The organism is Streptomyces noursei, assembly GCF_016917755.1.
Classification (GTDB): domain Bacteria; phylum Actinomycetota; class Actinomycetes; order Streptomycetales; family Streptomycetaceae; genus Streptomyces; species Streptomyces yunnanensis.
This window is the reverse complement of record NZ_CP070326.1, coordinates 4,100,878-4,124,355: the sequence shown is the minus strand read 5'-3', so window position 1 is coordinate 4,124,355 and position 23,478 is coordinate 4,100,878. Positions and strand designations below refer to the sequence as shown.

23 protein-coding genes and 1 tRNA gene are annotated in these 23,478 nt (G+C 72.5%); 14 read left to right on the top strand and 10 right to left on the bottom strand.

From position 1 onward, the window contains the following. The first annotated feature begins 7 nt into the window (after positions 1–7). The 3 genes from JNO44_RS18195 (at position 8) to JNO44_RS18185 (ending at position 5,422) form a co-directional block, all read left to right on the top strand. Positions 8–904 carry an FAD binding domain-containing protein gene (locus JNO44_RS18195; RefSeq protein ID WP_039636027.1) on the top strand — a complete coding sequence of 299 codons (897 nt, stop codon included), beginning with the start codon at positions 8–10 and terminating at the stop codon, positions 902–904. Further along, positions 901–3,015: a 2Fe-2S iron-sulfur cluster-binding protein gene (locus tag JNO44_RS18190; protein ID WP_205365292.1), complete on the top strand. Its 2,115-nt coding sequence runs from the start codon at positions 901–903 to the stop codon at positions 3,013–3,015. The genes JNO44_RS18195 and JNO44_RS18190 overlap by 4 nt, the downstream gene beginning before the upstream one ends. 73 nt (positions 3,016–3,088) lie before the next feature. Beyond that, entirely contained in the window at positions 3,089–5,422 is a 2,334-nt protein-coding gene (locus tag JNO44_RS18185) for a xanthine dehydrogenase family protein molybdopterin-binding subunit (RefSeq protein WP_205365291.1), read from the top strand. A gap of 478 nt (positions 5,423–5,900) precedes the next feature. Here JNO44_RS18185 and JNO44_RS18180 read toward each other — a convergent pair. Further along, positions 5,901–5,972: transfer RNA gene (locus JNO44_RS18180), tRNA-Cys, on the bottom strand. 299 nt (positions 5,973–6,271) lie between these two features. Here JNO44_RS18180 and JNO44_RS18175 point away from each other — a divergent pair. The 4 genes from JNO44_RS18175 to JNO44_RS18160 all read left to right on the top strand — a co-directional run bounded on the left by JNO44_RS18175 (position 6,272) and on the right by JNO44_RS18160 (position 11,765). Continuing rightward, on the top strand, positions 6,272–7,933 hold the full coding sequence (locus JNO44_RS18175) for an MFS transporter (protein WP_240167577.1): 1,662 nt from the start codon (positions 6,272–6,274) through the stop codon (positions 7,931–7,933). Positions 7,934–8,044: 111 nt separating this feature from the next. Beyond that, positions 8,045–9,838: a DEAD/DEAH box helicase gene (locus tag JNO44_RS18170; protein WP_205365290.1), complete on the top strand. Its 1,794-nt coding sequence runs from the start codon at positions 8,045–8,047 to the stop codon at positions 9,836–9,838. Between the two features lie 367 nt (positions 9,839–10,205). After that, positions 10,206–10,847 (top strand): IclR family transcriptional regulator, encoded by a 642-nt coding sequence (locus JNO44_RS18165; RefSeq protein ID WP_205365289.1) that lies wholly within the window; start codon positions 10,206–10,208, stop codon positions 10,845–10,847. A gap of 129 nt (positions 10,848–10,976) precedes the next feature. Beyond that, positions 10,977–11,765 carry a S16 family serine protease gene (locus JNO44_RS18160; protein WP_205365288.1) on the top strand — a complete coding sequence of 263 codons (789 nt, stop codon included), beginning with the start codon at positions 10,977–10,979 and terminating at the stop codon, positions 11,763–11,765. Positions 11,766–11,797: 32 nt separating this feature from the next. Here the strand turns inward: JNO44_RS18160 and JNO44_RS18155 are convergent, their stop codons facing one another. The 6 genes from JNO44_RS18155 to JNO44_RS18130 form a co-directional block, all read right to left on the bottom strand. Next, a complete protein-coding gene (locus JNO44_RS18155) occupies positions 11,798–12,223 on the bottom strand; it encodes a hypothetical protein (protein ID WP_073442438.1) in 426 nt (141 codons plus the stop codon). A 136-nt stretch (positions 12,224–12,359) separates the two neighbouring features. Next, the gene (locus JNO44_RS18150; protein WP_420882658.1) at positions 12,360–13,367 is read right to left on the bottom strand and encodes a glycine betaine ABC transporter substrate-binding protein; all 1,008 of its coding nucleotides are present in this window, start codon (positions 13,365–13,367) and stop codon (positions 12,360–12,362) included. After that, a complete protein-coding gene (locus JNO44_RS18145; protein ID WP_420882657.1) occupies positions 13,364–14,260 on the bottom strand; it encodes an ABC transporter permease in 897 nt (298 codons plus the stop codon). Before JNO44_RS18145 ends, JNO44_RS18150 begins: the two co-directional genes overlap by 4 nt. Further along, a complete protein-coding gene (locus JNO44_RS18140; protein ID WP_235096003.1) occupies positions 14,257–15,489 on the bottom strand; it encodes a betaine/proline/choline family ABC transporter ATP-binding protein in 1,233 nt (410 codons plus the stop codon). Before JNO44_RS18140 ends, JNO44_RS18145 begins: the two co-directional genes overlap by 4 nt. Positions 15,490–15,565: 76 nt before the next feature. After that, positions 15,566–16,213, bottom strand: a complete 648-nt coding sequence (locus tag JNO44_RS18135; protein WP_205365287.1) for an ABC transporter permease — start codon at positions 16,211–16,213, stop codon at positions 15,566–15,568. Positions 16,214–16,300: 87 nt separating this feature from the next. After that, complete coding sequence (locus tag JNO44_RS18130) at positions 16,301–16,768, bottom strand: Lrp/AsnC family transcriptional regulator (RefSeq protein ID WP_039636050.1); 468 nt, start codon at positions 16,766–16,768, stop codon at positions 16,301–16,303. Positions 16,769–16,897: 129 nt separating this feature from the next. Here JNO44_RS18130 and hppD point away from each other — a divergent pair, with 129 nt between their 5' ends. Both hppD and JNO44_RS18120 read left to right on the top strand, forming a co-directional pair. Continuing rightward, positions 16,898–18,055 (top strand): 4-hydroxyphenylpyruvate dioxygenase, encoded by a 1,158-nt coding sequence (gene hppD, locus JNO44_RS18125; RefSeq protein ID WP_235093445.1) that lies wholly within the window; start codon positions 16,898–16,900, stop codon positions 18,053–18,055. 147 nt (positions 18,056–18,202) lie between these two features. Further along, on the top strand, positions 18,203–19,567 hold the full coding sequence (locus tag JNO44_RS18120) for an FAD-binding oxidoreductase (protein ID WP_205365286.1): 1,365 nt from the start codon (positions 18,203–18,205) through the stop codon (positions 19,565–19,567). Here JNO44_RS18120 and JNO44_RS18115 read toward each other — a convergent pair. Together JNO44_RS18115 and JNO44_RS18110 are read right to left on the bottom strand one after the other, a co-directional pair. Beyond that, on the bottom strand, positions 19,564–19,905 hold the full coding sequence (locus JNO44_RS18115) for a hypothetical protein (RefSeq protein ID WP_205365285.1): 342 nt from the start codon (positions 19,903–19,905) through the stop codon (positions 19,564–19,566). The genes JNO44_RS18120 and JNO44_RS18115 overlap by 4 nt on opposite strands. Continuing rightward, positions 19,902–20,255 carry a hypothetical protein gene (locus JNO44_RS18110; protein WP_205365284.1) on the bottom strand — a complete coding sequence of 118 codons (354 nt, stop codon included), beginning with the start codon at positions 20,253–20,255 and terminating at the stop codon, positions 19,902–19,904. The genes JNO44_RS18115 and JNO44_RS18110 overlap by 4 nt, the downstream gene beginning before the upstream one ends. 210 nt (positions 20,256–20,465) lie before the next feature. On the opposite strand from JNO44_RS18110, the gene JNO44_RS18105 reads away from it, so the two are divergent. From JNO44_RS18105 to JNO44_RS18095, 3 genes are read left to right on the top strand one after another with little or no spacing between them, the layout of a single operon-like run. Beyond that, on the top strand, positions 20,466–21,296 hold the full coding sequence (locus tag JNO44_RS18105; protein ID WP_205365283.1) for a helix-turn-helix domain-containing protein: 831 nt from the start codon (positions 20,466–20,468) through the stop codon (positions 21,294–21,296). Further along, positions 21,286–21,507, top strand: coding sequence for a DUF397 domain-containing protein (locus JNO44_RS18100; RefSeq protein WP_205365282.1), 222 nt, complete (start codon positions 21,286–21,288; stop codon positions 21,505–21,507). The genes JNO44_RS18105 and JNO44_RS18100 overlap by 11 nt, the downstream gene beginning before the upstream one ends. 40 nt (positions 21,508–21,547) lie before the next feature. Then, on the top strand, positions 21,548–21,802 hold the full coding sequence (locus JNO44_RS18095) for a DUF397 domain-containing protein (protein ID WP_338058571.1): 255 nt from the start codon (positions 21,548–21,550) through the stop codon (positions 21,800–21,802). Here JNO44_RS18095 and JNO44_RS18090 read toward each other — a convergent pair. Beyond that, entirely contained in the window at positions 21,795–22,499 is a 705-nt protein-coding gene (locus tag JNO44_RS18090) for a DUF4328 domain-containing protein (protein WP_205365281.1), read from the bottom strand. The genes JNO44_RS18095 and JNO44_RS18090 overlap by 8 nt on opposite strands. A gap of 107 nt (positions 22,500–22,606) precedes the next feature. On the opposite strand from JNO44_RS18090, the gene JNO44_RS18085 reads away from it, so the two are divergent. Together JNO44_RS18085 and JNO44_RS18080 are read left to right on the top strand one after the other, a co-directional pair. Continuing rightward, positions 22,607–23,014: a helix-turn-helix domain-containing protein gene (locus JNO44_RS18085; RefSeq protein WP_205365280.1), complete on the top strand. Its 408-nt coding sequence runs from the start codon at positions 22,607–22,609 to the stop codon at positions 23,012–23,014. Between the two features lie 48 nt (positions 23,015–23,062). Further along, a complete protein-coding gene (locus tag JNO44_RS18080; RefSeq protein ID WP_039641541.1) occupies positions 23,063–23,473 on the top strand; it encodes a VOC family protein in 411 nt (136 codons plus the stop codon). The last annotated feature ends 5 nt before the right edge of the window (positions 23,474–23,478 follow it).

The window sequence follows — 23,478 nt, the reverse complement described above, 5'->3', positions numbered from 1 at the left end:
AGCTGGGTTGACCACGCACGCACCGCACGCGTCGCAATCGGTGACGTTGCCGGCCTCGCTCGACGAGGCGGTGGCGGCACTCACCGCCATGCCCGCCGCCGTGCCCGTCGCGGGCGGCACGGATCTCATGGCGGCGGTCAACGCCGGACTCCTCAGACCCGCGGGCCTGGTGGGCCTCGGCCGGATCAGCGAGATCCGCGGCTGGCAGTACCTGGACGGTCATGCGCTGCTCGGCGCCGGCCTCACCCTCGCCCGTATGGGGCGCCCCGACTTCGCCGCCCTGATCCCGGGTCTGGCCGCCGCCGCGCGCGCGGCCGGCCCGCCGCAGATCCGCAACGCCGGGACCCTTGGCGGCAACATCGTCACCAGCGCCCCCACGGGTGACACCCTCCCGGTGCTGGCCGCCCTGGAGGCCACGGTGATCATCGCCGGCCCCGGGGGCGCCCGCCGCGAGATCCCGGTCAGCCACCTGCTCACCGGTCGCGAGATGTTGAGCCCCGGGGAACTCGTCGGCTTCGTACGGGTTCCGCTGCTGCACGCCCCGCAGACCTTCCTCAAGGCCACCGGGCGCACCGGCCCCGGCCGCGCCACCGCCTCCGTCGCGCTGGTCCTGGACCCGGCCCGGCGCTCGGTGCGCTGCGCGGTCGGCGCGGTCGCCGCCATGCCGCTGCGCCCCCTGGAGGCCGAGCAGTGGGTGGCCTCGCTCATCGACTGGGACGGCGAACGCGGCCTGGTCCCCGAGGCGCTGGCCGCCTTCGGCGACTACGTGGCCGCCGCCTGCATCCCCGACCCGGTGCCGCCGCAGGACGGCTCCGAACCGGCGGCCCTCCCGCCGGCCGCCCTGCACCTGCGCCGTACGGTGGCAGCCCTGGCCCGCCGCGCACTTGGGAGGGCGCTCTCGTGAGCAACGCAGACAACCGCCATCCGCAGCAGCCGCACCCCGAGCAGGGCTGGCAGCCGCTGCCGCCGGGCGGCGAGTACGAGTCGGAGGCCACCGCCTTCGTCCAGCTCCCCGAAGGCTTCACCACCGGCGCGTACGGCGCCGGTTACCGCGCGCCGGGCGCCGACCCGCTGGCCGCCCCCGGCCACGGCTACACCCCGCCGGCCTCGTTCCCCGCGCACTCCGCCGCGCCCCCGGTACCGGGCGCGGGCACCGACCCGGCGGCCACCGGGCAGTGGACGATGCCGTTCGCCGACCCGTCCACCGGCTACGCCGACCCCGCGGCGGGCTACGCCGACCACATGGGGAGGCAGGAGCCCGCACCGCACCACGACCCCGCCGCGGCCTACCAGGCCAACGCGCCCGAGGGCGCCCAGCCGTGGGGCGGCGAACAGGTGCACTGGCCGGTCGCCGGCAGCCCGGAGGCGGCCGGTGGCACGTGGGCCGTCCCGGTGGCCGACGACACCCTGGAGGAGTCCGGCGAGTACCTGGTCGGCGACGACCGCCGGTCGAACGGCCATGGCGCTGCCCCGACCTACCCGGACGGCGGCTATTCCGGCCTGCCCTACGAGGGCGGCCAGGCCGCGGGCCAGGGCGGCCCCGCGGAGGCCGGCGCCACCGGCCACTGGAACTTCACCGCCGGGCTCAACGCCACGGGCGGGACCGCCGGGACGGCCGGGGCGGTTGACGCCGGCCCTGTCGCCGGTGCTGCCGGTGCCACCGGTGTCGGGGAGGGCGGCGTCGCGGAGGAGCCGTTCGCGGCGCCGGTCGAGGACCCGTATGCGCAGGGCGCCGCGGCGGCCGGTACGGGCGGTGCCACCGGCCACTGGTCGCTGCCCGCCGACGCACTGGCCCAGTGGCCGCCGGCCGGGCAGACGGCCCACCGGCAGGACGGGGCCGCGGGCCGGGAAACCGCCGCCGAGGTGCCCGCCCCGAGCGGCGCCGAAGGCTGGTCGGTCCCGGTGGCGGAGGGCGAACAGCCCGACACCACGGGGGAGTTCATGATCGACGCCGCCCATGGTGCGGGCGTCGGTGCGCTCGTCGACCGCGGTGCCGCGCCCGGCACGCCGGTCGGCGAGGACTTCACCGGGCACGGTGCCCCCGCGGCGCCCGAGGCCCCCGCCGAGGCCCAGGACGCCCACCCGGTGCCGACGCCTCCGCCCGCCGCCGACGCCTTCGCGCCGGTCGCCCCCGCCGCTCCGGGCGCCGCGGACGCCGGCCCTGCGGTGGAGCCCGTCACGGACGCCGGCGCGCCCGCCGCCGAGCCGGTCCCCGCCGAGGTCGCGGCACCCGCCGGACCGGCCGCGCACGAGCCCGAGGACGCCCCGGCCGCCCCGGCCGTCGCGACGCACCCCGCGCCCGAGCCGGTCCCCGCCGCCCCCGAGGCTCCTGCCGTCCCTGAGGCCGCCGCCGTTCCCGAGACCCTGGATGTTCCGGACACCCCGGACGCCGCGGCGGTCCTCGACGGGCACGACGAACACCCCTCGGCGTCCTACATGCTGTGCGTCAACGGCATCGACCGGCCCGTCAAGGACGCCTGGATCGGCGAGTCGCTGCTGTACGTGCTGCGCGAACGGCTCGGCCTGGCCGGCGCCAAGGACGGCTGCTCCCAGGGGGAGTGCGGGGCCTGCTCGGTCCAGGTGGACGGGCGGCTGGTCGCCTCCTGCCTGGTGCCCGCCGTCACCGCGGCCGGCAGCGAGGTCCGCACCGTCGAGGGGCTCGCGCGCAACGGCGTGCCCTCCGACGTCCAGCAGGCGCTCGCCGCCTCCGGGGCCGTGCAGTGCGGCTTCTGCGTACCGGGCATGGCGATGACCGTGCACGACCTCCTGGAGGGCAACCACGCCCCCACGGAGCTGGAGACCCGCAAGGCGCTCTGCGGCAACCTCTGCCGCTGCTCGGGCTACCGCGGTGTCCTGGAGGCCGTCGCCGACGTCGTGAAGTCCCGCGCCGAGGCGGTCGACGTCGCCGACGAGGCGCCGGTCGAAACCGCCCGCATTCCCCACCAGGCGGGTCCCGCCGACCCGATGGACGGGACGCCGCACCACCCGGACGCGCAGCCGGGAGGCGCTGGGTGAGCAAGCGCAGCGAGCGATTCGTCACAAGGTGCGGGCCTCGCGGATGCGAGGGTGAGCGGAGCGAGGTCTTGGCATGAGCGGTACCACCGACGGCGCCGGTGCCGTCACCGCGACGCCCGCGGCGGGTGTCCAGGCCCCCGTGGAACCGTCGTCGCACGGGCTCGGCGTCTCCCTGATGTCCGCCGACGCGGCGGCCAAGGCGGAGGGCACCTTCCCGTACGCCGCCGACCTGTGGGCCGAGGGCCTGCTGTGGGCGGCCGTGTTGCGCTCCCCGCACCCGCGGGCCCGGATCCGGTCCGTGGACACCCGGCACGCCACGGAGATGCCGGGCGTGCGCGCCGTCGTCACCCACGAGGACGTACCCGGCGACAAGGGGTACGGCCGGGGCATCGCCGACCGGCCGGTGTTCGCCATGGACGAGGTCCGTCACCACGGTGAGCCGATCGCCGCGGTGGCCGCCGACCACCCCGATACGGCCCGGCTGGCCGCCGCCGCCATCGTGGTCGACTACGAGGTCCTGGAGGCCGTCACCGACCCCCAACTCGCCTTCGAGGCGGAGCCGTTGCATCCCGACGGCAACCTCATCCGGCACATCCCGCTCCGCTTCGGCGACGCCGAGGCGATGGGCGAGGTGATGGTCGAGGGCTTCTACCGGATCGGCCGCCAGGACCCGGCGCCCATCGGGGCCGAGGCCGGCCTCGCGGTGCCGCGCCCCGACGGCGGGGTGGAGATCTACACCGCCTCCACCGACCCGCACACCGACCGCGACCTGGCCGCCGCCTCCTTCGGCCTGGACCCGGAGCAGGTCAAGGTCGTGGTGACCGGCGTGCCCGGCGCCACCGCCGACCGCGAGGACCCCGGCATCCAGTTGTCGCTGGGGCTGCTGGCGCTCCGTACGGGCTGCCCGGTGAAGCTGGCCGCCACCCGGGAGGAGTCCTTCCTCGCCCACGCCCACCGCCACCCCACCCTGCTGCGCTACCGCCACCACGCCGACGCCGAGGGCAAGTTGGTCAAGGTGGAGGCGCAGATCCTGATGGACGCCGGGGCCTACGCGGACACCTCCGCCGAGGCACTGGCCGCCGCGGTCTCGTTCGCCTGTGGCCCGTACGTCGTCCCGCACGCCGTCGTCGAGGGCTGGGCGGTGCGCACCAACAACCCGCCGTCCGGCCATATGCGCGGCGAGGGTGCCCTCCAGGTCTGCGCCGCCTACGAGGGCCAGATGGACAAGCTCGCCGCCCACCTGGGTCTGGAGCCGGACGAGATCCGCCGGCGCAACGTCATGGCCACCGGCGACCTGCTGCCCACCGGGCAGACCGTCACCTGCCCCGCCCCGGTCGCCGAACTCCTGCGCGCCGTCACCGAGGCGCCGCTGCCCGAGCTGCCCAAGGACACCCCCGAGGCGGAGTGGCTGCTGCCGGGCGGCCCCGAGGGCGCGGGCGAGCCGGGCGCGGTCCGGCGCGGCGTCGGCTACGCCCTGGGCATGGTGCACATGCTCGGTGCGGAGGGCGCCGACGAGGTGTCCACCGCGACCGTCAAGGTCAGCGGCTCCGTCGCCACCGTCATCTGCGCCGCGGTCGAGACCGGTTCCGGTTTCTCCACGCTGGCCCGGCAGATCGTCCAGGAGACCCTGGGCGTCGACGAGGTGCACGTCGCGGGTGTGGACACCGATCAGCCCCCGGCCGGCCGGGCCTGCCACGGCCGGCACACCTGGGTCTCCGGCGGCGCCGTCGAGCGGGCCGCGAAGATGGTCCGCACCCAGCTCCTCCAGCCGCTGGCCCACAAGTTCGGGATGTCCACCGAGCTGCTGCAGATCGCCGACGGCAAGATCACCTCGTACGACGGGGTGCTCAGCACCACCGTTGCCGAGGCGCTGGACGGCAAGGAACTGTGGGCCACCGCCCAGTGCCGGCCGCACCCCACCGAACCGCTGGACGAGACCGGGCAGGGCGACGCCTTCGTCGGCCTGGCGTTCTGCGCCATCCGCTGCGTCGCCGACGTCGACATCGAGCTGGGCACCGTCCGGGTGGTGGAGATGACCGTGGCCCAGGACGTCGGCCGGGTGCTCAACCCGCGCCAGCTGCGGGCCCGGATCGAGGCCGGGGTCACCCAGGGCCTGGGCGCCGCGCTGATGGAGAACCTTCGCACCACCCGTGGTCAGGTCCGCCACCCCGACCTGACCGGGTATGCGCTGCCGACCGCGCTGGACGCGCCGGACATCCGGATCGTCAAGCTCGTCGAGGACCGCGATGTGGTCGCCCCGTTCGGCGCCAAGGCGGCCAGCGCGGTGCCGGTGGTGACCTCGCCGGCCGCGGTGGCGTCGGCGGTCCGTGCCGCCACCGGCCGCCCGATCGGCCGGCTGCCGATCCGGCCGCAGGCGGCGGTGGCACAGCCGGTGCAGACGCCGTAGCGAGGCCGCGACGCCGCCGCGGTGCCGCCGCGTCGTGCGGACCCGCGGCGGTCCGCGCGACGCGCCCGGTCGCGCCTTCCCGTCCCTGCTCCTACCTCTGCCCTTTCCGCGCGCGACCTGCGACTTCACTCTCCGTCACGGTCGTTGTCAGTGCCGTCACTTACGGTTTTTCCAGCGCGCGATGTCGTGCGTGGCGCCGGTCGGTGACCGGCGGACGGCCGACCGGCGGCGGACGCTGCCGAGCGAGGGGGCGAGCGGAATGCACGGGGGAACCGGAGTGCTCGGGGGAGTCGAAGCGCACGGGGGAAAAGGCGAGGGCGGCGCAGGCGCGGGAGCGGGGGCGGCCCGGAGGGCGTGGGCGCGCCGGACGGCGGTCCCCGCGCTCGTCGGGGCCGCCGTCGGGCGGCTGGGTCACAGCGCCCGCGCGCTGCCTGTCGCGGCGTTACACGCACAGGGCGCGGCGACGCGGGGCTGTCAGAGGCCGTGGCGGGATTCGAACCCACGTAACTCGCTTTGCAGGCGAGCCCCTAAACCACTCGGGCACACGGCCGGGGTGCGGTGTGCTCCCGACTCTAGGCCGCCGGGTGGGGGGCCGGACAAGGGCGGCGGGCGGGCTGCCACGAGGCTGCAACGCGCAGTTCACGAACGGGCGGTGGGCGGTGGCCCGGCGGCCTCGGTCGCCGGTGATCACCAGGGGCGGCAGCGATGAGTCGGCTGGCCCGAGCGCGCGGTAGTGCGGCGGGGCGTTGTCGCGGGGGCGGGGCGGACCCGCGGCGTAGGACGGACGGTGTAGGGAATCCCCGCCTCCGGACAGGGGTGCAACGGCCTTACGGCCCTTACGCTGGCTCGATGACCGCTGATCCTTCGAGCCCCGCGGACGCGGCCGCCCAGGTCGCGACGGGCAGCACCGCCGCACCCCCCGCCGCCACCACCCCCCGACGGACGGACATCCCGGAGCACGGCCCGGAGCGCGGCCCGCACCAGGCCCGCGACCGGGCCGTGCCCGCCGACCCGCCCGCCGACCCGCCCGCCGACCCGCCCGCCGACCCGCCCGCCGGTCCGCCTCCGGACGGCTCCGGCGGCGTCCTCGGCCGGCACTACCGCGCCCTGACCCTCGGCATCATCTCCGTCGTCTCCCTCATCGCCTTCGAGGCCAGCGCGGTGAACACCGCCATGCCGGTGGCCGCCCGGGCCCTCGACGGCATCGGGCTCTACGCCTTCGCCTTCTCGGCCTTCTTCACGGCCAGCCTGTTCGCGATGGCGCTCTCCGGCGTGTGGAGCGATCGACGCGGGCCGCTGGCACCGCTGTTCAGCGGTATCGCGGCGTTCGGCGCCGGGCTGGTGATCGCCGGCGGGGCGCAGAGCATGGGCATGTTCGTCGCCGGGCGGGGCGTCCAGGGCCTGGGCGGCGGCCTGGCGATGGTGTCGCTGTACGTCGTCGTCGGCCGCGGCTATCCCGAACGGCTGCGGCCCTCGGTCATGGCGTCGTTCTCGGCGGCCTGGGTGGTGCCGGTGATCGTCGGCCCGCTGGTCGCCGGGACGGTCACCGAACACCTCGGCTGGCGCTGGGTGTTCCTCTCCATACCCGTGCTGATACTCCTGCCGCTCGCGGTGATGCTGCCGGCGCTGCGCAAGCTGCCGCGCACCGCCCCCGGCCCGGACGGCGGCCTCCGGCACATCCTGGCCAGCCGCCGCAGCCTGTTGGCGCTGGCGGTCGCGGTGGGCGCGTCGCTGCTGCAGTACGCGGGTCAGCACCCGAGCTGGTTCGCGCTGCTGCCGGCCGTCGCCGGGTTGGCGCTGCTGGCCCCGGCCATCGTGCGGCTGCTGCCCCGGGGCACGTTCCGGGCGGGCCGCGGGCTGCCGACGGTGGTGCTGATGCGCGGGTTGGCCGCCGGGGCGCTGGTCGCCGCCGAGAGCTTCATCCCGCTGCTGTTGGTCACCCAGCGCGGGCTGTCCGCCACCCTGGCCGGGCTCTCGCTCACCGGCGGCGGCCTGACCTGGGCGCTCGGCTCGTACGTGCAGAGCCGCCCGCGCCTGGACGCCCACCGCGAGCGGCTGATGGGCCTGGGCATGGCGCTGCTGGCGACGGCGATCGTGCTGGTGCCGCTGGTCCTGATCGACGGGGTGCCGGTCTGGACGGTGGCCGTGGCGTGGACGATCGGCGGGTTCGGGATGGGGCTGAACATCTCCAGCGGCAGCGTGCTGTTGCTGAAGCTCTCCCGTCCGGAGGAGGCGGGCAGCAACTCCTCCTCGCTCCAGATGTCCGACGCGCTCGGCAACGTGGCCTTCGTCGGCGTCAGCGGGGTGCTGTTCGCGGCGTTCGGCGGCGGTTCGATCGCCGCGGCCGGTACCGCTTCGGCCGGCGCCGCGGATGCCGCGGGCGCCGCGACGACGAGCCATCCCGCGGCCTTCCTGGCGGTCTTCACGGCGATGGCGGTGGTCGCGGCCGCCGGTGCGGTGGTGGCCGGCCGGCTCCGCCCGAAGGCCGGCCGGCATCCGGCGACCGCGTGATGTGACCTCGCTCCCACCCCCGGGCGGGAGCGGGCGTTCCGCGCCGGGCGGCGAGCGGGGCACCGGTAGGCTGACGCGGTTGCCGATCGCCGACCTCAGCCGACGGAGACCGTGACTACCACCAGCGCCACCAACAGCCATCACCTGTCCCCGGCCTTCCCGGGCCGGGCCCCGTGGGGTACCGCGAACAAGCTGCGTGCCTGGCAGCAGGCGGCCATGGACCGGTACATCCAGACCCAGCCCAGGGACTTCCTCGCCGTGGCCACGCCCGGCGCCGGCAAGACCACCTTCGCGCTCACCCTCGCCTCGTGGCTGCTGCACCACCACGTCGTGCAGCAGGTCACGGTGGTCGCGCCGACCGAGCACCTGAAGAAGCAGTGGGCGGAGGCCGCGGCCCGGATCGGGATCAAGCTCGACCCGGAGTACAGCGCCGGCCCGCTGGGCCGCGAGTACCACGGCATCGCGATCACCTACGCCGGCGTCGGCGTCCGCCCGATGCTGCACCGCAACCGCATCGAGCAGCGCAAGACCCTGGTGATCCTGGACGAGATCCACCACGCCGGCGACTCGAAGTCGTGGGGCGAGGCGTGCCTGGAGGCGTTCGAGCCGGCGACCCGGCGGCTGGCGCTGACCGGCACCCCGTTCCGCTCCGACACCAACCCGATCCCGTTCGTGGCGTACGAGGAGGGCAACGACGGCATCCGCCGGTCGTCCGCCGACTACACCTACGGCTACGGCAACGCGCTGGCCGACGGCGTCGTCCGGCCGGTCATCTTCCTCTCCTACAGCGGCAACATGCGCTGGCGCACCAAGGCCGGCGACGAGATCGCGGCCCGGCTGGGCGAGCCGATGACCAAGGACGCCGTCTCCCAGGCGTGGCGCACCGCGCTGGACCCGCGCGGCGACTGGATGCCGAACGTGCTGCGGGCCGCCGACCGGCGGCTGACCGAGGTCCGCAAGGGCATCCCGGACGCCGGCGCCCTGGTCATCGCCTCCGACCAGGAGCAGGCCCGGGCGTACGCCAAGCTGATCCGGGAGATCACCGGGCAGGGCGCGACCCTGGTGCTCTCCGACGACGCGGGCGCCTCGCAGCGCATCGACGACTTCTCGCACTCCGACGACCGCTGGATGGTCGCGGTCCGGATGGTGTCCGAGGGCGTGGACGTGCCCCGGCTCGCGGTCGGCGTCTACGCCACCACGATCTCCACCCCGCTGTTCTTCGCGCAGGCGGTCGGCCGCTTCGTCCGGTCCCGCAAGCGCGGCGAGACCGCGTCCGTCTTCCTGCCCACCGTCCCGATGCTGCTCGGCTTCGCCAACGAGATGGAGGTCGAGCGCGACCACGTCCTGGACAAGCCGAAGAAGGACGGCGAGGAGGACCCGTACGCCGAGTCCGAGAAGGAGATGGACGAGGCGAACAAGGAGCAGGACGAGGACACCGGGGAGCAGGAGCAGTTCTCGTTCGAGGCGCTGGAGTCGGAGGCGGTCTTCGACCGGGTGCTCTACGACGGCGCCGAGTTCGGCATGCAGGCGCACGCGGGCAGCGAGGAGGAGCAGGACTACCTCGGCATTCCCGGGCTGCTGGAGCCCGACCAGGTGCAGCTGCTGCTCCAGAAGCGGCAGGCCCGACAGATAGCGCACAGCCGGAAGAAACCGGACTCCGAGGCGGACCTGCTGGAACTGCCCGCCGAGCGGCGGCCGGTGGTCTCGCACAAGGAAATGCTGGAGCTGCGCAAGCAGCTCAACACGCTGGTGGGTGCCTACGTCCACCAGAGCGGCAAGCCGCACGGGGTGATCCACACCGAGCTGCGCCGGGTGTGCGGCGGCCCGCCGAGCGCGGAGGCGACGGCCGGGCAGCTCAACGAGCGCATCAAGAAGGTGCGGGAGTGGGCCACGCGGATGCGCTGAGGAGGAGCCGTTCCGTGGCGGCCCGATGGGGGTTCTGTGAGGGTGCGGTGAGAGTGCGTGGCGCGGTGTCGCCGTAGGGGCTTGTGAGGCGTACTGCCACCCCGCCGCGGGGTGGCGCAAGATGGCCCCAACGGAGACGGACCGCGGTGCGGACGAGCCGGGATATTCCCGGCGGGAAAGCCCGGATTCTGGACGCGCTCTTCCGCTGACCGGAGTGGCTCGCTACTGTCCCGGTCACACACACGCCCCGTGGCAGCGCCGCCGCGGAGCGCAGCCGGTGCAAAGCGGCCGGCGGCTCTTGGGCGCTGTTCCGGGACGAACAGCACGCCGTGTACGGACGCCGCCACTCACCTCAGGAGGGGGCGTCGTGACTGCAGAGACCTCCCAGACGCTCGACCGGGGACTGCGCGTCCTCAAACTGCTCGCCGACACCGATCACGGGCTGACCGTCACCGAGCTCTCGCACAAGCTCGGCGTCAACCGCACCGTGGTCTACCGCCTGCTGGCGACGCTGGAGCAGCACGCACTGGTGCGCCGGGACGCCGGTGGTCGGGCCCGGGTGGGACTGGGCGTGCTGCGCCTGGGCCGTCAGGTCCATCCGCTGGTCAGGGAGGCCGCGCTGCCGGCCCTGCGCTCGCTGGCCGAGGACGTCGGCGCCACCGCGCACCTGACCCTCGTCGACGGCGCCGAGGCGCTGGCGGTCGCGGTCGTCGAACCGACCTGGACCGACTACCACGTCGCCTACCGGGCCGGTTTCCGTCACCCGCTGGACCGCGGCGCCGCCGGGCGGGCGATCCTCAAGGCCCGCCAGGGCCGCCTCCAGGACGGTGGACTCGCCCTGACGCACGGGGAGTTGGAGGCCGGGGCCAGCGGTGCCGCGGCGCCGCTGCTCGGCGTCAGCGGGATCGAGGGCAGCGTGGGCGTGGTGCTGCTCACCGACAACGTCGGGGAGCGGATCGGGGCGCGGGTGGTGGACGCGGCCCGGGAGGTCTCCGAGGCGCTGCGCTGAGGCCGCGGCGGCCGTCGACCGTCCGCGACCGGTGACGATCACGTATTCCGTGTGGTGACCCCGTGGCCCTGCCGTGTGCCCAGGGCGCCGCGCGGCGCGGATGGGGTGGGGGTCATTTAGGGTGGCGGGGTGTCCTCACGCGCCCGTGCCCTGCTGGTCTGCACCGCCCTCGTCCTCGCCGTCCTCGTGACCGCGGCCCTGGCGCCGCTGCCCTACTCGGTCGCGTATCCGGGTGTGACGGCCAACGTCCTCGGTGACGACAAGGGCAAGCCGGTGATCACCATCTCCGGTGTCCGCACCCGCGACACCAGCGGTCAGCTGCGGATGACCTCGATCACCGCCACCGGACCGGACGCCTCGGTCCACCTGCCGGACGTCGTCCGGGCGTGGTTCCGCACCGACGAGGCGGTGATGCCGCGGGACTCGGTCTACCCGGTGGGCAACAACACCGAGGAGATCGCCGAGCACAACGCGGAGCAGATGAAGCAGTCCCAGGAGACCGCCACCCACGCCGCGCTGAACCGACTGGGCAAGTCCGCCAAGGACGTCAAGGTCACCCTGAGCCTGGCGGACATCGGCGGGCCCAGCGCCGGCCTGATGTTCGCGCTGGGCATCGTCGACAAGCTGGACGGCGACGGCGCCGGACACGACCTCACCGGCGGCCGGACCATCGCGGGGACCGGCACCATCGACGCCGACGGCGCGGTCGGCGCGGTCGGCGGGGTGGCGCTCAAGACCCAGGCCGCGCGCCGCGACGGCGCGACGGTCTTCCTCGTCCCGCGCAAGGAGTGCACCGACGCCCGGGCCGAACTCCCCAAGGGGATGCGGCTGATCCCCGTCACCACCCTGGACGGCGCGGTGGACGCCCTCAAGGCCCTCAACTCCGGTGGTGCGGTGCCTAGTTGCACCGGCGCCTGAGTCCAGGGCCTCAAGGGCGGTCGGCGTCACGCTCAGACAGTGGCGGTGGCCGTCGTGTCGGCGTAGCGGAAGCCGTCCTCGTCGAAGTAGAAGACGGTGACCTTCACCTTGTCGCCCTTCTCGAAGCCCAGGGTGGCGGCGGGCTTGAGTCGGACCTGTGCGGTGTGGTCGGCGTAGTCGCAGACGAGCTTGTCGACCTTGATGGTGCCCGCGCCGTACCCCTTGAGCTTGGACGAGGTGATCTCCTCGGCGTTGGCGACCAGCTGGTGGTTCATGCCGGGGTCGCAGGAGTACGTGACGTTCACCCGCAGGCCCGGCCCGTCCAGCGCGACCTTGTTGATGGCGATCAGGTTGGCCTTGGCCGCGGCCATCGGCGCGGTGGCCAGGACGCCGGCCCCGGCCAGGGCGACGACGGTGGCGACACCGGCGACACCGCGCCGGATGCGGGATGCCTTCATGGCGTTCTTCCTTCCCCCTGTCGCGGTCGCGGTTGCGGCGACTGCGACACTTGTTCGTTTTCAGGTGGGGCACACCATACGTGATCTTGCGAGGGGGCCTGGGCCTTTTCCGCACACGCCCTTCACCGGCGGGGCCTCAGCCGCCGCCCTCCTTGATGAACCCCTTCTTCACCAGCCACGCCTTGGCGACCTGGTGCGGATCCCGGCCCTCGACGTCGACCTCGGCGTTGAGCTTGCGGGCGACGTCGTTGTCCAGGGCGGCGGTGACCGGGGCGAGGATCTCGGCGATCTGCGGGTGGCGGCGCAGCGCGGCGGCGTTGATCTCCGGCGCCGCGTTGTAGTTCGGGAAGAAGTGCTTGTCGTCGGCGAGGACGGTCAGCCCCATCGCCTTGATCCGGCCGTCGGTGGTGAACACCTCGCCGAACGTGCAGGACGTCCCCTTCGCCGTCTCGGTGTAGACCACGCCGCCGGTCATCCGCCGGACGTTCCCCGGCGGGATGTCCATGCCGTACGCCTTCGCCATCCCGGGCAGGCCGTCGTTGCGGGTGGCGAACTCGTTCTCCACGCACAGGGTGACCGCGCCGGGGTCCTTCTTCAGCAGCGCCGCGACGTCGGAGAGGGTGCGCACCCCGTACTTCTTCTCGTTGGCGGCGTTCAGCGCCAGCGCGTAGGTGTTGTTCAGCCGGGACGGCGGCAGCCAGACGATGCCGTTGCGGAGGTCGGCGTCCCGCACCGCCACCCACTGCTGGTGCGGGTCCGGGATCGGCTTCTCGTGGCCGAGGTGGGTGATCCAGCCGGTGCCGGTGTACTCGTACATCCCGTCCGCGGTGCCGGTGCGGACCGCCTCGCGGGCGCCGATGGTGCCCTGGATGTTGGTCTTGTCGATGACGGTGGCGCCGGCCGCCTTGAACATCAGCCCCATGATCTGGCCCAGGACGATGTTCTCGGTGAACTCCTTGGACGTGACGGTCAGGTCGGCCCCCTTGAGGGGCAGGCCGCGGCCCACCGTCCCCGGCCTGACGTCGTCGGACATCGGGCTGCCGCTGACCAGCCCGCAGCCACCGAGCAGCGCGGCGGCCAGCAGCGCCGCGCCGGCCGCCCCGCCCGCCCGCCGCGTCCCCCGCGTCCCTCGCGCCCCCCTCACGTCGCCACCTCCAACCCGCGCGGGCGCAGCAGCAGTTCGGCCAGCGAGGCCAGCCACTCCACCAGCAGCGCCAGCGCCACGGTCAGCACCGAGCCCAGGATCAGCACCGGCATCCGCTGGGTGATGATGCCCGCCGAGATCAGATCGCCGAGGCCGCCGCCCCCGCCGAACGTGGCCAGCGTCGCGGTGCCCACGTTCAGCACCAGCGCGGTGCGCACCCCGGCCAGGATCAGCGGGACGGCCAGCGGGAGCTCGACCTTGGACAGCACGCCCATCGGGGACATGCCGATGCCGCGCGCCGCCTCGGTCAGCGTCGGGTCGATGCCGCGCAGCCCGGCGAGGGTGTTGGCCAGCACCGGCAGGACGGCGTAGACCACCATGCCGACGATCGCCGAACGGGCGCCGATGCCCAGCCAGATGACCAGCAGCACCAGCAGGCCCAGCGCCGGGACGGCCTGCCCGAGGTTGGCGAAGGCCATCGCGACCGGGGTGGCCCGGCGCAGCCACGGCCGGGTCAGCGCGATGCCCAGCGGGATCGCGATCACCAGCACGAAGACGGTGGAGATCGCGGTCAGTTGGACGTGCTGGCGCAGCGCCAGCCACACCTTGCCGTGATCGACCGCCTGGTGGGCGATGGAGTCCAGGCGGGCGCCCCGGAACCACAGCCAGGTGGCCAGCAGCGCGGCGGCCAGGAACGCCGGCATGCACGTCCACTTCTGCCAGCTGATCCGCCGCCCGCCGGGGGCGAGGGACGCGGTGGGCGCCGTCCCGGCCGCCAGCTCCCGCTCCGCGGTCTCCGCGTCGTCCGGGAGGGCCGCCCCGGCGGGTCCGTCCGGCGGACGGCGGCGGCCTCCGCCGTCCGGGGACGCGCCGGGCGTCACGCCGGGCGTCACGCCCGGCCCCCCGCGCCGCCCTCGGGCCCGCCGGCGCCGTCCAGGCCCTCCTGGGCGAGCTGGGTCCGGTGGGCGCCCAGCGCCCGGAGCTCGTGCTGGTGCTCCAGGGCCTCCAGGCGGTCCGCCTCCAGCAGTTCGTGGACGTTGTTCATCAGCGTCTCCATGTCGACCACACCGAGGAACTCGCCGCGCCGGCCGGTGACCGGGACCCGGCCCGCGCTGTCGGTCAGCACCGCCTCCAGGGCGTCCCGCAGCGTCGCGTCCCGGGTCACCGTGTCGGTGACCAGCGTGCCGGCCCGGGCCAGCGACTGCTTGGCGCGCGAGAGGTCGCCGCGGCGCAGCCACTTGTACGGGCGGCGGTGGCGGTCCAGCAGCAGCACCTCGTTGGTGGGGCCGTCGCGCAGCAGGTCGAAGATCGACTGGAGCGGGTCGTCGAGCTGCGCGGTGGGGAAGTCCACCACCTCCACGTCCCGCACCCGGGTCAGGTTCAGCCGCTTGAGCGCCGCCCCGGCGCCCACGAAGCCGGAGACGAAGTCGTCCGCCGGGTTGGTGAGGATGGCCTCCGGGGTGTCGAACTGGGCGATGTGCGAGCGTTCGCGGAGCACCGCGATCCGGTCGCCGAGTTTGATCGCCTCGTCGAAGTCGTGGGTGACGAAGACGATCGTCTTGTGCAGCTCGTGCTGGAGCCGGATCAGCTCGTCCTGGAGGTGGTCGCGGGTGATCGGGTCCACGGCGCCGAACGGCTCGTCCATCAGCAGCACCGGCGGGTCGGCGGCGAGCGCGCGGGCCACCCCGACGCGCTGCTGCTGGCCGCCGGAGAGCTGCCGGGGGTAGCGGTGGTGGAACTCGCCCGGATCCAGGCCGACCAGGTCGAGCATCTCCTCGACCCGGGCCCGGGTCCGCGCCTTCGACCAGCCGGTCATCCGCGGCACCAGCGCGATGTTCTGCGCCACCGTCATGTGCGGGAAGAGCCCGGACGCCTGGATGGCGTAGCCGACCTTGCGGCGCAGCCCGACCGGGTCGATCGCGGTGACGTCCTCGTCGCCGATCCGGATCCGGCCCGAGGTCGGCTCGATCAGCCGGTTGATCATCTTGAGCGTGGTGGACTTGCCGCAGCCGGACGGCCCGACGAAGACCACCGTCTCGCCGGCCTTGATCTCCATGCTGACGTCGTCCACCGCCGGGGCGGGGTTGCCCGGGTAGATCTTCGTCAGGTGCTCCAGGCGGATGGCGGCGCCCGTCGAGCCGGCCGGCCGCGCGGCCGTCTGCGGGGCGTCGGTGTTGCTCCCGTAGCTCGCGTACGGCTCAGGCACGGATCCCCCTGGGAATGGTCAGGCGTCCGATCAGGACGTAGGCGGCGTCGAAGAGGAGGGCCAGGACGACGATCCCGAGGGTCCCGGAGAGCACCTGGTTGAGCGCGTTGGCGCTGCCCAGCGAGGCGATCCCGCGGAAGATCTCGTTGCCGAGGCCGGGGCCCGAGGCGAAGGCGGCGATGGCCGCGATGCCCATCAGCATCTGGGTGGCGACCCGGATGCCGGTGAGGATCGGCGGCCAGGCCAGCGGGAGTTCGACCCGGAAGAGCCGGGCGGTCCGCGACATCCCGATGCCCTTGGCCGCGTCGACCAGCGCCGGGTCCACCCCGCGCAGCCCCACGATGGCGTTGCGGACCACCGGCAGCAGCCCGTACAGGGTCAGCGCGACGACGGTCGGTGCCACGCCGAGGCCCACGACCGGGATCAGCAGGCCGATCATGGCCAGGGACGGGATGGTCAGGATCGTCGCGGTGGTCATCGTGGCGAGCGCGCCGGCCCATTCGCTGCGATAGGTGGCGACGGCGAGGACGACGCCCAGGACGGTGGCGATCACCATGCACTGGAAGACCGCGCTGGCGTGCTGGAACGTGTCGGTCAGCAGCTGGGCGTGCCGGCTGCCGACGTACTCCCAGAAGCTCACCCGTCGCCTCCCGTCGTCCGTCGCCCGCTCCCGGTGGTCCCGGTCGCTCCGGAAGCGGCCGGGACCGGCCGGGAGCGCCCGCCGCCGTCAGCCTCCCGCGGCCTGCTTCACCAACGGGATGATCCGCAGCGGAACCGGATTTTCCATGACAATCGCCGTCGATGCCCGCACGATGCCATCAAAGCCCACGACCCGGTCGATCACCCTCTGGAGATCGGCGTTCGACCGCGCGACGAGCCTGCAGAGCATGTCCCCGTGTCCGGTCGTTGTATGCAGCTCCAGTACTTCCGGAACGGACGCCAAGTGGGCCCGCACGTCGCTGCCTTGGCCCTGTTTGATCTCCAGGGTGGCGAACGCGGTCACCGGATAGCCCAGCGCCGCCGGGTCCACGTCCGGCCCGAAACCCCTGATCACTCCATTCGACTGAAGCCGGTCCAGGCGCGCCTGGACCGTCCCGCGGGCCACCCCCAGCCGGCGGGACGCCTCCAGCACGCCGATCCGCGGCTCCCGGGCGAGCAGTTCCAGCAACGCCCCGTCCAAATGATCGATCGCCATGGCCGCGCCCTCCGATTTCGATGGTCATCATGTACAGATCGCTCTGCAGTACCCGCCAGTCGCTATACAGAATGCCCAGTAAATGCACAAACTATTGCGCACCTTGTGGATCGGCGGGACTCTGCGGACATGGCAGACACCACGATGCACACCCAGCCCACCACCCCGGCCACGGCCCGGCAGGCGGACCCCTTCCCGGTCAAGGGGATGGACGCGGTCGTCTTCGCCGTCGGCAACGCCAAGCAGGCCGCGCACTACTACTCCACCGCCTTCGGCATGAAGCGCGTCGCCTACCAGGGCCCGGAGACCGGCAGCCGCGAGACGGCCAGTTACGTCCTCACCTCCGGCGGTGCCCGGTTCGTGTTCACCTCGGTGGTCAAGCCGACCACCGAGTGGGGCCGCTTCCTCGCCGACCACGTCGCCGCGCACGGTGACGGCGTCGTCGACCTGGCCATCGAGGTGCCGGACGCCCGCGCGGCGTACGCCTACGCCGTCGAACACGGCGCGACCGGCCTGGAGGAGCCCTACGAGACCAAGGACGAGCACGGCACGGTCGTCCGGGCCGCCATCGCCACCTACGGCCAGACCCGCCACACCCTGGTGGAGCGCACCGGCTACGACGGGCCGTACCTGCCGGGCTTCGTCGCCGCCGAGCCGCTCGTCGCCGCTCCGGAAAAACGTTTCTTCCAGGCCGTCGACCACTGCGTCGGCAACGTCGAACTCGGCAAGATGGACGAGTGGGTGGCCTTCTACAACAACGTCATGGGCTTCACCAACATGAAGGAGTTCGTCGGCGACGACATCGCCACCGAGTACTCGGCGCTGATGTCCAAGGTCGTCGCGGACGGCACCAAGAAGGTGAAGTTCCCGCTCAACGAGCCGGCCATCGCCAAGAAGAAGTCCCAGATCGACGAGTACCTGGAGTTCTACGGCGGCCCCGGCGTCCAGCACATCGCGCTGGCCACCAACGACATCGTCGCGTCGGTGCGCCAGATGCGGGCCGCGGGCGTGGAGTTCCTCGACGTGCCCGGCTCGTACTACGACACCCTCGGCGAGTGGGTCGGCGAGACCCGGGTCCCGATCGACGAGCTGCGCGAGCTGAAGATCCTCGCCGACCGCGACGAGGACGGCTACCTGCTGCAGATCTTCACCAAGCCGGTCCAGGACCGCCCGACGGTCTTCTTCGAGATGATCGAGCGACACGGCTCCCTCGGCTTCGGCAAGGGCAACTTCAAGGCCCTCTTCGAGGCCATCGAGCGCGAGCAGGACCGGCGCGGCAACCTCTGACCTGCCCGCCCGTCACCCGACCTCCGCCCCCAGAAGACAGCGCTGCGCGCTGGCTGCCCGCCCGGCGCCGTCCCGCCGGGCCCGGGCCTCCCCCCGTGTGCCGTACACGATCTTCCGTGTACGGCACACGGGTGCGAGGCTGAGGACATGGACCTCATCGAACGCCTGCGCGCCGGGCTCCCGGCGGAAGCGCTGCTCACCGACCCCGACGTCACCGGTTCCTACGCCCGGGACATGGCCAACTTCTGCGACGCGGGCGCCCCCGCCGTGGTCGTCCTGCCGCGCACCGTCGAGCAGGTCCAGCACGTGATGCGGACGGCGACCGAACTGCGCGTCCCGGTCGTCCCCCAGGGCGCGCGGACCGGGGTCTCCGGCGCCGCCAACGCCGTCGACGGCTGCATAGTGCTCTCCCTCGTCAAGATGGACCGCATCCTCGAAATCAACCCCGTCGACCGGATCGCGGTCGTCGAGCCGGGCGTCGTCAACGCCGTCCTCTCCCGCGCCGTCAACGAGCACGGCCTCTCCTACCCGCCGGACCCCTCCAGTTGGGAGTCGTGCACCATCGGCGGCAACATCGGCACCGCCGCCGGCGGCCTGTGCTGCGTGAAGTACGGCGTCACCGCCGAGTACGTGCTCGGCCTGGAGGTGGTGCTCGCCGACGGCCGGCTGATCAAAACCGGCCGCCGCACCGCCAAGGGCGTCGCCGGCTACGACCTCACCCGCCTCTTCGTGGGCTCCGAGGGCAGCCTCGGCGTCGTCGTCCGCGCCACCCTGGCCCTGAAGCCCGCGCCGCCCCGACAGCTCGCCCTGGTCGCGGAGTTCGACTCGGTGACGGCGGCCGGCGAGGCGGTCTGCCGGATCATGGCCGACGGCCACACCCCCTCCCTCCTGGAGCTCATGGACCGCACCAGCGTCCGCGCGGTCAACGCCATGGCCCAGATGGGCCTGCCGGAGACCACCGAGGTGCTGCTGCTGGCCGCCTTCGACACCCCCGACCCGGCGGCCGACCTCGCCGCGGTCGGCGCGCTGTGCGAGGCGTCCGGCGCCACCCAGGTCGTCCCCGCAGACGACGCCGCCGAGTCCGAACTCCTGCTCCAGGCCCGGCGATTGGCCTTCACCGCCCTGGAGCGGATCAAGCCCGCGATGCTCATCGACGACGTCTGCGTGCCGCGCTCCCAGCTCGCCATGATGCTGGCGGGCGCCGCCGCCATCGCCGAGAAGTACGACCTGACCATCGGCGTCTGCGCGCACGCCGGCGACGGCAACACCCACCCGCTGGTCTGCTTCGACCCGGCCGACCCGGACGAGGAGCGGCGCGCCCGCGAGTCCTTCGACGAGATCATGGCGCTCGGCCTCCACCTGGGCGGCACCATCACCGGCGAACACGGCGTCGGCGTCCTGAAGAAGGACTGGCTGGCCCGCGAACTCGGCCCCGACGGCGTGGCCCTGCACCGCGGCATCAAGCAGGTCTTCGACCCCCTGGGGATCCTCAACCCGGGCAAGTTGTTCTAGGGCTCGCTGGGCTCGCGCGCCTCGCTGGGCTCGACGGGGTCGTCATCGGGCACCGGCAGCCGGGCACCCCGGCTCTCCGCGACGCGATGGACGACGACGAGGGAGTCCTTCAACTGCACGGCGAGCAGCTGAAGTTCCCCCGCGGTCCAGGCCCGGCCGGACAGGACCCGCTCCGCCTCCTCGATGAGGACGGCGGCCGAGCCGAGCTGCTCGGCCTCCATGCGGTCGGCGAGACGGGAGACGTACCCGGTCCCGTCGCCGGGGAGCAGGAAACACGGGTTGCCGTCCGGGCTCGTCCAGGGCAGCAGCCGCGGCCCGGCGTTGACGTGGTCCGTCATGCGGCCACCGCCATCCCGCGGAGGTCGCGCGGACCGACGTCCACACCGTGCGCCGCGAGCCACAGTGCGCGGCGGGGGCCGCGCCGCAGCCGTCGCTCCTGGCGTTCCCGCCGTTCCCATCGCTCCTGAAGTTCCGACTTGGTGAGGACGTACGGGCGGACGAGGTGGCTGTCCTCGCCGCGCAGCGGTACCAGCGGTGGTCGGGAGCGCCCCCGGAGCGGCGCGACCGCCGCCGGCCCGGCCCCGCCGTACGGGGCGGCGGGCGTCGGGGCGACGGCCCGATGCCGCCCGACGGCCGGGAATAACAGCCGCAGCAGCAGCGTGAGCAGCCTCGCGATACGGTGCGTCATGTCGTCAACTCCCTTGAGGTTGATGGCCACGCCCCCGGACCGGTCGCACGGTCGCGGGGGTCTCTGGTGTGTGGCCTGCCGGCTTGGCGAGAAGCGCCCCGAAAGAGGGGCTTTCTGGTTCCACCATTGCCGATGGGAAGACCCGAGTACACGCTTGGCCTGTCACCAAACGTCCCTTGTGGACAAGCGAGTTGAAGGCGTGTTCGAGCAATGGAGCTGCACGAAGATGACGGCAAGGCCACCCCGCGCACGTTGCTGGGGCGCCGGTTGCGCCGTCTGCGGGAAACCGCGGAGCTCTCCCAACGGGCGCTTGCTGAACGGGTGGGGTACCCGCACACGTACCTCAGTCGTGTAGAGCGCGGGGAACAGCTGCCGTCAGAGGCGTTGGCGCAGGCGCTCGATGATTACTTCAGCACGGACGGCCTGCTCATGGAATTGCTGAACATGGCGCAGGACAGTCTGATCGCCAACTACAGCCGTGAGTTCGTTGCCAAAGAGCGTGACGCCATTCGGATCCAGGTATTTACGAGCAGCACCATGCCTGGGTTGCTCCAGACTGAGGACTACACCCGCGAGTGCTACCGCATGGATCCGACGGCCGAGACGCTAAATGAACTCGACGCGCGAGTGGCCGCTCGCATGAAGCGTCAACGGATTTTCAACACCAGCCCGTCGCCGCGTTATTGGGCGATCATGGATGAGGCGGTGCTTAAGCGGCCGACGAGCGATAGACGGATCATGTGTGAGCAGCTGCAGCATATACTGCAAATGGCAGAAAACCCGCACATTACCATCCAAGTTCTCCCGTTTGGACGGGCATTGCACACGATGATGGGTGGGAGCTTGACTCTCCTGACGCTCAAGGATGGCGCGACGGTGGCTCTCGTCGAGAGCTTTGCTTCCGGCGAGGCAGTAGACTCCCCAAACGGGGTTGTTGAGCTTGTCGAGCGTTTCGATATCGCCCGTTCAATGGCTCTGGTGGAAAGTGAATCTCTCGATCTGATCCGTCGCTACCTGAAAGAGTACGCCGATGAAAGCTAAGCGCATTCCTGACGCCGCAGTACTCACGGGGTGGCGTAAGTCTTCCTACAGCGGGGCTGAGAATCAGAACTGCGTCGAGGTCGCCGACGGGTTCTCCGGCGTCGTCCCCGTTCGTGACAGCAAGGTTGCGCATGGTCCGGCGGTGGTCTTCCCGGAGGACGGGTGGTCTTCGTTCGTCGCCGCCGTTAAGAGCGGGGAGTTCACTTCCTGAGCGGGTCATGGTGAGGCGCGGCCACGAGGAGGGCCCGGCCGTGTCGGCTGTCGTTGTCGGTGAAGCGATGGAAGGTACGAGCATCATGGACAGGCACGAACTCAGCGCGGCGACCTGGATCAAGAGCAGCTACAGCGGCGACAACGGTGGCAACTGCGTCGAGGTGGCCCCCGGTTTCCCCGGCGCCGTTCCCGTTCGTGACAGCAAGGTTCCGCATGGTCCGGCGGTGGTTTTCCGGGAGGCGGGTTGGGCTTTGTTCGTCGCGGCCGTCAAGGGCGGGGCGTTCGCTATCTGAGAGGGGCGTCGGGAGGCGCGGCCACGAGGGCGCCCGGTGACGAAGTCGAGGGCTCGATGTGTTTCTGCTGTACGGCGGTGAGTTCACGGATGACGAGGATGCCGGCCACAGCCGCGCCCAAGACGGCAGCGTCGGCCAGCAGCAGGAACTGTACGTCCGAGTAGGCACGCGCGATGACGTCGTTCGTGGAGCCGGTGTACATCAGCCCCACCCCGCTCAGCGTCCCGGCCAGCCACAGACCCCACCACCAGTTCACGGCGCGCGGCAGCCGCTCTCCCGGGGCGCTCTTCTGGTGGACGTCCACGATGATCCCGCGGGGCACCCACAGATTCGCGATGGGCACGATCCAGCCTGCGTAGATCCACGGCCAGGCGTAGCGCGGTGCCTGTCCCGAAAGGACACGCGCGTTCTCCCGCACGCGCGCCAGCCACAACAGGAAGGCGACCGCGCACAGCAGCGTGGCCGCATCCCCCAGGGCACTGACAACGTGGTAGGCGTTCTCCAGCCCGGTCAGCGTGCGGTGTCGGCCCTCGCCCTGGTCCGGCAGTCCGGAAGACGGCAGCCCCGCCGTGGCAAGCCGGACCTGCCACACGGCCCGGGCCACCCAGGCGGTGCCGACGAGGACGAAGGCGGCGACGGCGCTGCGGGCCGCTCCCCGGACCGGAAGCAGAGCCGGCTGAGTGATGTCATCGTTCACCCGGCAATCCTGACGTACCAGGAGCCCGGCTGCCACAGCCCCGTCGGGCAGGCTCCAGGGCGTACCCGGCTGTCGGGGGCGGCGGTCGGCTGTGGTGTGATCACGCCGTGAGTCGGGCCGTAGAGGACAGCAATCGCCGCATGCTGCGGGCGCGGGATGCCATGGACCGCGCCTATGCGCAGCCGTTGGACGTGCCGGCCCTGGCGCGGATCGCGCATGTGTCTCAGGCGCACTTCACGCGCACCTTCCGGGCCACGTTCGGCGAGACGCCGCACCGCTACCTCCAGCGTCGCCGGGTCGAGCGGGCGATGTTCCTGCTGCGGGAGACGGACCGCAGCGTGACGGACATCTGCTTCGAGGTGGGCTTCGGCAGTCCGGGGACCTTCAGTCGGACGTTCCGCGACATCGTGGGCCGGTCGCCGCGGACGTACCGCAAGGAGACTCCGGCCGCGGGCGTCCCCACCTGCTTCGCGATGGCATGGATGCGGCCGGGTTCCCGACTGTCCGGCGACTGAGCAGTTTCGGATAAGTATTCGTCCGGTGTGGTCAGTAGCGTGATCCCCATGTTCAACGCCATCACGCAATCGCAGATATACGTCCTGGACCAGGACGAGGCCCTCGACTTCTACGTGGGCAAGCTCGGCCTGGAGGTCGCCGCCGACGTCGAGTTGGGCTTCATGCGCTGGCTGACCGTCAGCGTCCCCGGGCACCCGGAGCGCCAGATCCTGCTGGAGAAGCCCGGCGCTCCGGCGATGTCCGAGGAAACGGCGGAGCAGGTCCGGGAGTTGGTGACCAAGGGCGCGATGGGCGGCTGGCTCATCTTCACCACGGACGACTGCCGCAAGACCTACGAGACGCTGCTGGGCCGGGGCGTCGAGTTCACCGAGGAGCCCACCGAGCGTCCGTACGGGACCGACTGCGGTCTGCGTGACCCGTTCGGCAACCGCATCCGGTTCACGCAGCCGCTGGCCTGACGCTG